The sequence below is a fragment of the Paenibacillus terrae genome (assembly GCF_005217525.1).
Classification (GTDB): domain Bacteria; phylum Bacillota; class Bacilli; order Paenibacillales; family Paenibacillaceae; genus Paenibacillus; species Paenibacillus terrae_C.
On the sequence record NZ_PNXQ01000001.1, the window covers coordinates 91,271 to 100,209 of the forward strand.

Annotated in this window: 9 protein-coding genes; 3 read left to right on the forward strand and 6 right to left on the reverse strand. The window is 48.0% G+C overall.

Annotation, left to right across the window (positions count from 1 at the left end):
* Positions 1-42 precede the first annotated feature (42 nt).
* Complete coding sequence (locus tag C1I60_RS00390) at positions 43-747, forward strand: response regulator (RefSeq protein WP_137060001.1); 705 nt, start codon at positions 43-45, stop codon at positions 745-747.
* Here C1I60_RS00390 and C1I60_RS00395 read toward each other — a convergent pair.
* The 4 genes from C1I60_RS00395 to C1I60_RS00410 are packed head-to-tail and all read right to left on the reverse strand — an operon-like array spanning position 715 to position 5,187.
* On the reverse strand, positions 715-1,626 hold the full coding sequence (locus C1I60_RS00395; RefSeq protein ID WP_137060002.1) for a glycosyltransferase family A protein: 912 nt from the start codon (positions 1,624-1,626) through the stop codon (positions 715-717). The genes C1I60_RS00390 and C1I60_RS00395 overlap by 33 nt on opposite strands.
* Positions 1,586-2,812, reverse strand: coding sequence for a glycosyltransferase family 4 protein (locus tag C1I60_RS00400; protein WP_137060003.1), 1,227 nt, complete (start codon positions 2,810-2,812; stop codon positions 1,586-1,588). The genes C1I60_RS00395 and C1I60_RS00400 overlap by 41 nt, the downstream gene beginning before the upstream one ends.
* Positions 2,796-4,061, reverse strand: coding sequence for an MATE family efflux transporter (locus tag C1I60_RS00405; RefSeq protein WP_137060004.1), 1,266 nt, complete (start codon positions 4,059-4,061; stop codon positions 2,796-2,798). The genes C1I60_RS00400 and C1I60_RS00405 overlap by 17 nt, the downstream gene beginning before the upstream one ends.
* Before the next feature lie 4 nt (positions 4,062-4,065).
* On the reverse strand, positions 4,066-5,187 hold the full coding sequence (locus C1I60_RS00410) for a glycosyltransferase family 2 protein (protein WP_137060005.1): 1,122 nt from the start codon (positions 5,185-5,187) through the stop codon (positions 4,066-4,068).
* 398 nt (positions 5,188-5,585) lie between these two features.
* Between C1I60_RS00410 and C1I60_RS00415 the strand changes: the two genes are divergently transcribed.
* A complete protein-coding gene (locus C1I60_RS00415; protein ID WP_137060006.1) occupies positions 5,586-7,307 on the forward strand; it encodes an NAD-dependent malic enzyme in 1,722 nt (573 codons plus the stop codon).
* A gap of 24 nt (positions 7,308-7,331) precedes the next feature.
* Positions 7,332-8,285 (forward strand): AEC family transporter, encoded by a 954-nt coding sequence (locus C1I60_RS00420; protein WP_137060007.1) that lies wholly within the window; start codon positions 7,332-7,334, stop codon positions 8,283-8,285.
* 51 nt (positions 8,286-8,336) lie between these two features.
* Here C1I60_RS00420 and C1I60_RS00425 read toward each other — a convergent pair whose 3' ends face one another.
* Positions 8,337-8,531, reverse strand: a complete 195-nt coding sequence (locus C1I60_RS00425; protein WP_137060008.1) for an XRE family transcriptional regulator — start codon at positions 8,529-8,531, stop codon at positions 8,337-8,339.
* Positions 8,532-8,594: 63 nt separating this feature from the next.
* Complete coding sequence (locus C1I60_RS00430; protein WP_082067123.1) at positions 8,595-8,762, reverse strand: aspartyl-phosphate phosphatase Spo0E family protein; 168 nt, start codon at positions 8,760-8,762, stop codon at positions 8,595-8,597.
* Positions 8,763-8,939: the final 177 nt, after the last annotated feature.

Consider the following 8,939-nt stretch of genomic DNA (forward strand, 5'->3'; position numbering starts at 1 on the left):
GTTCCTCATTTCTTACTTCATGATTGGAGTTGCCCAGTTCTTATGACACCCCAAAACATTCTATTTGTTGACGACAGTCCTATGGTTTTATCCCTGCTTGAACGGACATTGTCGGAAGAAAGGTTCACCTTACATACCGCTCATACCACCAAAGAAGCCTTGCAGGTGCTGGAGCAGCACCCGATTGATGTCGTGGTTTCCGATTTGCTTATGCCTGGTTTGGACGGAATTACCTTTCTTCGTATGATCAAGGAGGACTATCCCCATATCGTTCGGATCATTTTGTCAGGTCACCTGCATACGCAGACCATTTTATCCGCGATTAATCAAGTGGGCGTATTCCGCTTTTTGACGAAACCACTGGAGTTGGATGATGACACACTGAAAACGATACTGTACGAGGCGCTTGATGAAGCCAAGCTCAATCGAACACATCTGAACACAGACCAGAGCATCGCTCCTGCCCTGTCGGTATTTATAGACAGCATTCTGAATGCTCCATACCGACCCTATGTGCTGCTGAATGAGCAAGATATCGTAACTGCTGTACACGTTGCACTGGCTGAACTGTATCCTGTGGGCAGCTCGCTTCGTCATCCTGCACAGGAAGGCATTCAGTTAACTGCACACTCACTGTATATACCGTATGATGAGTCGGAATCTTCCGATCCCGACCTGTACACGGTGGATACGCTGACCTTGGGCCGTTCATCCTTACGCCTTGTCCGCCTTAGCGAGATCGCCTGAGTGACGGGCGCCGCCCTTCAACACGGCGGCTGCCCCAATCACGGTCAGGCATGCATACATCCACAGCATCCCCGCCGTTAGCAGCGGGTGACGAATGTAGCTTTTCAGATTGCTCCATGTATATAGCACCGGACGGAAAAAGTACCACCGTTCCAGCGCCTTCCGCAATCCCCCCTCCTCAGACGACAGCGTACGATCCATCACCGAGAAGTAGTAAGCTTTTTTACGTAATACATCACGCAGATAGACTTGTTTTTCATCATGATATACACGGGTAAACACCGCCCGCCGGATGACTCCGCCAGACTCTATATAACGCAGGGTCGGCTGTATTTCTTCAAAAGCAATCTGCTCCGCGTTAAATCCGCCCGTCGATTCATAAGCGCTCATTCGCCAGAAGCGTGCCGCTTCAATCGAACGTTTTCCCAAGCTCTCACCCGCGTTGTTAATCACATTCCGCTCAAAGACTTTGACTTTGGAAAAAAAGTTGGCCGCCTCCGAATAGGCCTCCTCGGGAACGACCAATGCGCCGATGTCCTGATGATGGTCAAAAAAGTCGATGCTCTGCTGAATCAAATGCTCGGCTAAAATCATATCCGAATCCAATACAAGTATGTACTCGGCACCCAAACGTCCAGCCTCCTCAACCGCCCTGACTCTGGCAACGCCCCGCTCTCCATGAGGAAGCTCCAACACCGTTACGGGTACTGGACTCCCTGCGGCTAGCGTACGAATCGTCTCCACCGTCTGATCCTCCGAGCCGTCATCGGCAATCACGATATGCAGATCCTTGTAATTTTGCCACATACAGCTCCGCAAACAAGGCTCTATCGTCCGTTCATTGTTGTACGTGGAGAAGAGAATGACCACTTTGTCCACTCTGTTCCGCCTCCTTTACCCAATCTCCCATTAACTGCTCAAATGCAGCCGCCGTATGATCAAAATGAAATCCCAGCGCATACTGATACGCCCGCTCACGCATGGCCATATAGTCTTCACCGCCGTTGGCTGCTCTTTCCATTTGTTCAGATAATCCCCGGACGTCACCGTGGAAGCACAGGTATCCGCTTTTCCCAAAATCCGTCGCATCCACCAGTCCGGGTGAATTACTGACGATGCTGGGAGTCCCCACAGCCGCTGCTTCAGTAATCGTCAAGCCCCAGCCTTCACGCAGGGAAGGGAATACGAGCGCGTGGGCGCGGCTCATCAGCTCCAGCTTATGCTCTGCTGAAACGAATCCGTAAAAGGTAATATCCGCTTGGGATTGTCCCTGTTCATCCGGTTCTCCGTAGGTCAATCCATACCGTTTCATAATCGGCAATAATTGTTCTGCCACATAGGTTTTATCGGTTTTTCCAGCGATCCATAACATAGCCTGCGGGAATTTTTTCTTAAGCTCTCCAAAAGCTTCAACCACCAGATCAATGCCTTTATATTTTACAAAGCGTCCGGCGTACATAAAGGTCGGATTGGACTCCTTGGTTAAAAATTGTTCCCGAGGCCAGTGTTCAAACTCGATGCCTTCAGGCAGTAGATGAACACGATCCGGGTGAAAGCCCAGCTTGAGCAGATCATAACGGGTAGACGGGGATACGGTAATTGTCCGATCCTTACGGGCAAGCTTGAGCATCAATGGCTCCAGGCGATATCCGATATGATTAAGCGGGAATCCGGCATTTTCAAACCATATTTCCCTTGTTAGCTGATGTATAAAGAAAATTCGCTTGGGCGCCTCCACCCAGAAACGGGTGAAAAACTGATGCGTGTTCGCCTGATTAATCACATAATCAATATGCTTACGATGATGGCGATAATAGCGCATGGCATAATAAATAACGCTATAGATGTTTCCTTTTCGGATATACGTAATTCCGTCTATGATTTCTTCCTCGGGCATCCCCTCAAGCCTGGGCGAAAAATGAATAAACTGAAAACGGTCTTGCTGTGAGCGTTTGAGCATTTCGTGGGTAAAAATTTCGGCCCCCCCGCTTTTAGGCGAACGAATGTCACGCCAGGAGAGCAACAGAACTACGGTTTTACCATCCTGTTCAGGTATTGTATTCACGGGTTGAATCCCCCCTTATCTTTATTTTGAACAAATATACATAGGCATCTACCACAAAGTAGAGAGACATGGCGCCGTAAACAATCAATTCAGATAGCAGAAAGTCAGACGGGTTTTGATGCGCAATATGAAAGGCTGCCAATAAAGTCGCAGCTCCGGCCAGCAGCCCGAACATAAATTTGCGCCTGCCCACCAACACATGCACATGAACAAAGAACAGCACGATAGAAAACAGCCAATACACCCATCCCCCTAGCGGAATATAGGCTTCTGCCGACTGGTATGAAGACCCGAATAGTACGGGAATAGAGGGCGGGAATACAAAGGTGATGCCCACATATACACAGATCGCTGCAATAGCCATTAATCCGGCATAGACGGCAACCAGCTTGCCCAGGGCTTGGCGATCATGACCCTGCGCACCGAGCTTTGGTATAAAGGCGGCAATCAGGCTGTACGACACGTAATAGACCAACTGGCTATATTTCAGCGCAATCGCATAGCCACTGGCCTGTTCGGGAAAATAATGCTGCACATACAGCATGTCAATGGAAATGCAGAACAAAATAAATAAATTCGTAATAAGACTATCCGTAAAATCCTGGCCTAGTGATTTCCATAGCCCGGAAGGTATACGTTCCCTGGTATGACCGAGTAAGGATAAGCCTCGAACCGAAACAGCCCAGCCGTGAAGCAGCGACAGCAGCATTCCCCCACAGCTTGCCAGCAGCAAAGCCTCCAGTTTAAGCCCTGACGCAGCCAGTATAAAAAACAGGCTCAGCTTTCCTAAAACCTCAATGTAATAGTTGATATTGAGAGCCAGCATGCGTTCCCTGCCCTGTAAATCTCCACGGCACGAGCTGACGAGAATATGCAGCCCTACCAAGCCATACAGCATGAACAGCGGTCCAGATTCCACGCCTAATAGCGAGCGCAGCAGCGGATGAAACGCCAGCAAAATGACTATGGCAAGCGCGGTTAGAAACAGTGGTGCTTTTAGCAATAGGGAACCAAGTGGCAAGCTGCTCAATGGAAGCTTCTTGTCTCCCTTGGAGACCAGCTTGGCTGTTAATAGTTGAATGGACAGACCCAAAACGGACAAAAGTGCAAAGAGGGCCAGCAGCGCATTCGCCTGACCATAAGCTTGTCCGGTAAGATACCAGCTCGCTGCAATATGGAAGAAAAAATTAAAGCCGTTCAGCAGCACATTAAATAGAGGAAACATCAACGTTCGCAAGCGGTTTGTCACGTGCTTATCTCACCCGCCGATCCAGTCGCCAAATATCAATGATGGAGCGCAAAAAACGAATGGAATCCTTCCAGACATGGATGTGCGATCCGTCCCGGTCAATACACTTGACAGGTAATTGCAGCACTCGAAGCTGGAGTCGCTTGGCGATAAACATCATTTCCAGATCCAGCGCCAGTCCGAGCTGTTCCTTCAAATGCGGGAACATCCTCTTCACAGCGACCGAACTCATCACTTTAAGCCCTGTTTGGGAATCTACCACGCCTGTCGGTAAAAACGGCCGCGAAATGACACGTTTGCCGAAACTGACTACAGATCGTAATAAGGAACGGTTTTCAGCCGTCATGTCCTTGGTTCCAATCACCACATCATAGTAGCCCTGCCGAACGACATTAATCATTTTGGCAATATCCTCAATAAAAAAGGAATCGTCCGCGTCCACAAATACATAGTAATCCGCGCCGATGGTACGCATCCCTTCCAGATACGTTCCTGCCTTGCGGGTATTGCGTCCCAGTTCCCTGGTTTGAAGCAGCGGACTCAGATTCTGATTAATCCGGTTCACGGACAGGTCTGTCGCTGCCTCCAGCGCTTTGATCAAGGCATTCGTCCCATCGTGACTGCCATCATCAATGAGATAAATGGAGCCCTCTACAATATGGCTGCGGATAAAGGCTTGCAACCGTTCAGCAAACTTCTTGACATGCACAAAACGCTGCTCCTCGTTATACACAGACAAGATGAAAGCAATATGCTGACTTTTGGCCGAATACTCGGGATAAAGCAAGCTTTGAATTTCGGAAAGCATTTCCTCGTTGTCATTGGCTTGCCAAAACAGCAGGCGCAAACGGCCTATTCCGGTAATCTGCACCATATGCTGATCACTGAACGGATGCGATACATCCGTCACCAGCAACAGCGGCATCTGCGGAAAGCGGCCGCGAATCTGATTGGCTACCCATACAGCCTGTCCAGGCTCCCTGTAATCAATCAGGCAGCAGCATGCGTCTTCATAGACTGAAGTAGCCTCCTGATCCTCACACTGTATATACTCGTAAAAATAAATCACGTTGGGATAATCAATAGCCCTGTGGTTATCGCTAAAAATGGCTATAGGTCCCTGCACACAAACATCTCCTTTTCCTCCGGGTAGTTCTATTTTGTTGAAAAGGATTTAAAAATGTTCGCTTATAGGGATTAAACATAGCTGCAAATTCTTCATATTTTTTTAATAAAATAGCTCACACATCTTGATATATATGGATAATGTCGAAATGAGACTGATATTTCACATTTATCAGAAAACAAGTATTTAGACCTACTTTTACCTGTAAAAATAAGTGTAAAAAGACCTTGTATCCCATTCTCATATATAGTTCTTTTTGATCAAAAACAGAATACATTATGGTTATTTTGTCATAGAAAACTAGGCGAATAAATCAGATTCAAGCGTCCATACTATGGATAACATGTCATCTTACGTCACGAATGATCATCAATATGAAGTGAAAGAAGGTTATTTCTATGGAAGCATTTTATGTGAATAAGGACGGGTCATTATCCACCCCGCTACGGGGAAAGGATGTATTAGCCAATCCTCTTTTGAACAAGGGGGTCGCTTTTACCGAAGAGGAACGCAAAGAACTGGGTCTTGAAGGAATTCTTCCGCCAACCATCCTTTCTCTGGAGAAACAGAGCGTCCGGGCGTACCAGCAATTTTTGGCACAACCGACCATGCTGCGCAAAAACGCTTCCCTAAACGACCTTCACAATCGAAATGTCGTGCTGTACTATCGGCTGCTAACCGACCATTTGAGTGAGATGCTGCCTGTAGTCTACACCCCTACGGTTGGGACCGCGATTCAGGAATATAGTCATGAGTATAATCGCCCCGGCGGCGTCTATTTGTCGATTGATAACCCGAACGGCATTGGACAAGCATTCTATAATTCTGGCCTGAGCGGTGAGGATGTAGATCTGATTGTCGTGACGGATTCCGAAAGTATTTTGGGGATTGGTGACTGGGGTGTGGGAGGCATTAATATTGCCATCGGCAAGCTGGCTGTATATACGGCTGCGGCAGGAATACACCCGGGGCGGGTGCTGCCGATTGTGCTGGATGTGGGCACGAACAATGAAAAACTGCTGAATGATCCGCTGTATATCGGAAACCGCCATAAACGGGTTCGCGGAGAGGCTTATAACCAGTTTATTGATACCTTTATCAGCAAAACGTTAGCTCAATTCCCAAAGGCGCTTTTGCATTGGGAAGACGTGGGTAGTGTGAATGCACGCCATATTATCGGAAAATACGGTCAAAGTATTCTCACGTTTAACGATGACATTCAGGGTACGGGAGCCGTAACCTTGGCTGCAATTCTTTCGGCGGTAGGCGTCACCAAGGTTCCGCTGCGTAAGCAACGAATACTGGTCTTCGGCCCGGGAGCAGCGGGAATCGGCAACGCCGACCAAATTCGCGGAGCCATGATCGTGGACGGCCTTGCAGACAAGGATTCCTTCAAGTCCTTTTGGGCCTTTGATTATCGAGGTCTGCTAACGGACGATATGGAGGATATATTGGATTATCAGAAGCCGTATGTGCGCAGCAAGGAAGAAGTCAGCTCCTGGACCCGGTCTGATGACGGCAAAATATCGCTGCTGGAGGTCATCCGACAGGTGAAGCCTACGATATTGATCGGAACTTCCGGTGTAGCGAGTGCCTTTACCGAAGAGATTGTCAAGGAAATGGCCAAGCATGTGGAGCGTCCCATTATTATGCCGATGTCTAACCCTACGAACCTGGCGGAAGCCGTGCCGGAGGATTTGATTCGATGGACAGATGGCAAGGCCTTAATCGCTACCGGAAGCCCCTTTGAACCTGTTAGCTATAACGGAACGAAACTTGAAATTGGACAGGCGAATAACGCCTTTGTTTTTCCGGGGCTTGGTCTGGGCGCAATTGTGGTCCGAGCAAAAAGAATTACACCCGCCATGTTTACCGCTGCGGCAGACGCTGTTGCCAATGGGGTGGATACCGATCAACCCGGAGGCGCATTGCTTCCCAACATCCGAAAATTACGGGATGTATCGTTTGCCGTTGCTGTTGCAGTAGGAAAAGCTGCGATTCAGGATCAGGTGGCTCAGGCACGCATTTCAGATATCGAGCAAGCCGTTCGGGATGCGATGTGGAAGCCGGAATATGCGAAGGTAAAAGCAGTGGAAAACGTAATACACCACCCGCATTAAGAGGGCTTTCAGGAGGAACAATCCATGAGTGTCGGACATATCTTTTACATTTTGGTGCCTATTTTCTTCGTTATTATTTTAGGGTGGTTGGCAGGCCATTACAAAAGCTTCGATGCCTCTTCCTCGAAAGCCCTAAATTCACTGGTTACCAAATTTGCGCTGCCCGCGCATTTATTTATCGGCATTACGGCCACCAGCAGGAAATCCCTGATCGAGCAATGGCCTTTCTTGCTGGCTCTGTTCATGGGTATTGTCGGCTTTTATGCCGTCCTCCTGCTGGTGGGTCGGTTTGCGGTGAAGCAATCGGTAAAGGATGCATCCATGTTTGCTTTGAACTCGGCCCAGCCGACGTTTGCCTTTATGGGCATTCCGGTGCTGGGTGCCATCTACGGTTCCTCTGCTGTAGCTATCCCGATTGCGATTACGGGGATTGTAGTCAATGCTGTTCTTGATCCAGCGGCTACCATCATAGCTACCGTCGCCAGCCGGAACTCAGGCAAAGAGCGGAATGGTCATCTCGGGAAGATTGTTTGGGACTCCATTCTCCACGGCTTAAGAGAACCGCTGGCGCTGGTGCCGCTTATTGGTGTTATTTTGACCTTGTTCGGCTTCCACTCCCCGGATTTACTGAACAAATCGTTCAATCAAATTGGTGATATTACGTCCGGGGCCGCTTTATTCGCAGTCGGTGTGACCATCGGCGTACGCAATATCAGTTTCAGCATAACCGCCATTGCTATCGCGCTGTTAAAAACGATAGTACAGCCTCTATTAATGCTGCTGCTTGCCTACCTGTGCGGTCTTTCGTCTGCCGATACGGTAAAAGCCGTATTGCTCGTTTCCTTCCCTGGCTCAGCCGTTGCTGCCATGATTGCTACGCGTTTTGAAAGTCTGGAATCGGAAACGGCCTCTGCTTTCGTCATTAGTGCGGTCATTTCTCTTGCTACACTCCCTGTGCTGATTTCCCTGCTGGTGTGAATTCATGCGTATAGATAGAGCTGACTTTCTCCAGAAATAGATAAAGATACGTTATTCTTCAATTCCAAGCAATTCGGATACTTGCTTTCTATATCTCGTAGCCCTACGTGTTCCGTGAATGAGATTGGACAATCTGGTGGTCGGAATATGATATGTAGTACAAAACGTTTTCTGATCCATTCTTTTCTCAACCAGTTTTTGTTTGATCTCCCACCCAAAGGGGGTTACAGCATTTCGTCGATTCAATTTTATTACCTCCAAGCCTGGTTTGTGAAATCATATATGATGCAACACGTAATACACATTAGCTTAATGATCTGATCTACCCGTTTGGTAATGATTCAACAGATCATCCAGTTTCTTGGATTGTTCAATCACTTTGGGATGTGTTAAAAATCCGTACTTTTTCTGGACTTGATACAGCTTCCTCCTGGCTCTTTCGACACGAAGTAAAGTCACACCTTGATTCATCAGCATGATCCCCTCCTATATGTCATATTTTAGAACAAAAAGATGTTTTTTGGGTTTTTTAATGATGCTCCTACCAAAAAAGGACTTTCCCAAAAGTTCGCATTAACTGGGAAGTCCCCAAGTTTTACGCAAAGGAACCCCTGTCTCCACTACTAAAGTGGGGACAGAGGTTCCTTTGGTTTG

Excerpts from the sequence above, each read along its gene's own strand:
- C1I60_RS00430 (WP_082067123.1), bottom strand. The coding sequence starts at position 8,762 with ATGCTGATGAATCAAGGTGTGACTTTACTTCGTGTCGAAAGAGCCAGG.
- C1I60_RS00390 (WP_137060001.1), top strand. The coding sequence starts at position 43 with ATGACACCCCAAAACATTCTATTTGTTGACGACAGTCCTATGGTTTTA.
- C1I60_RS00420 (WP_137060007.1), top strand. The coding sequence starts at position 7,332 with ATGAGTGTCGGACATATCTTTTACATTTTGGTGCCTATTTTCTTCGTT.
- C1I60_RS00415 (WP_137060006.1), top strand. The coding sequence starts at position 5,586 with ATGGAAGCATTTTATGTGAATAAGGACGGGTCATTATCCACCCCGCTA.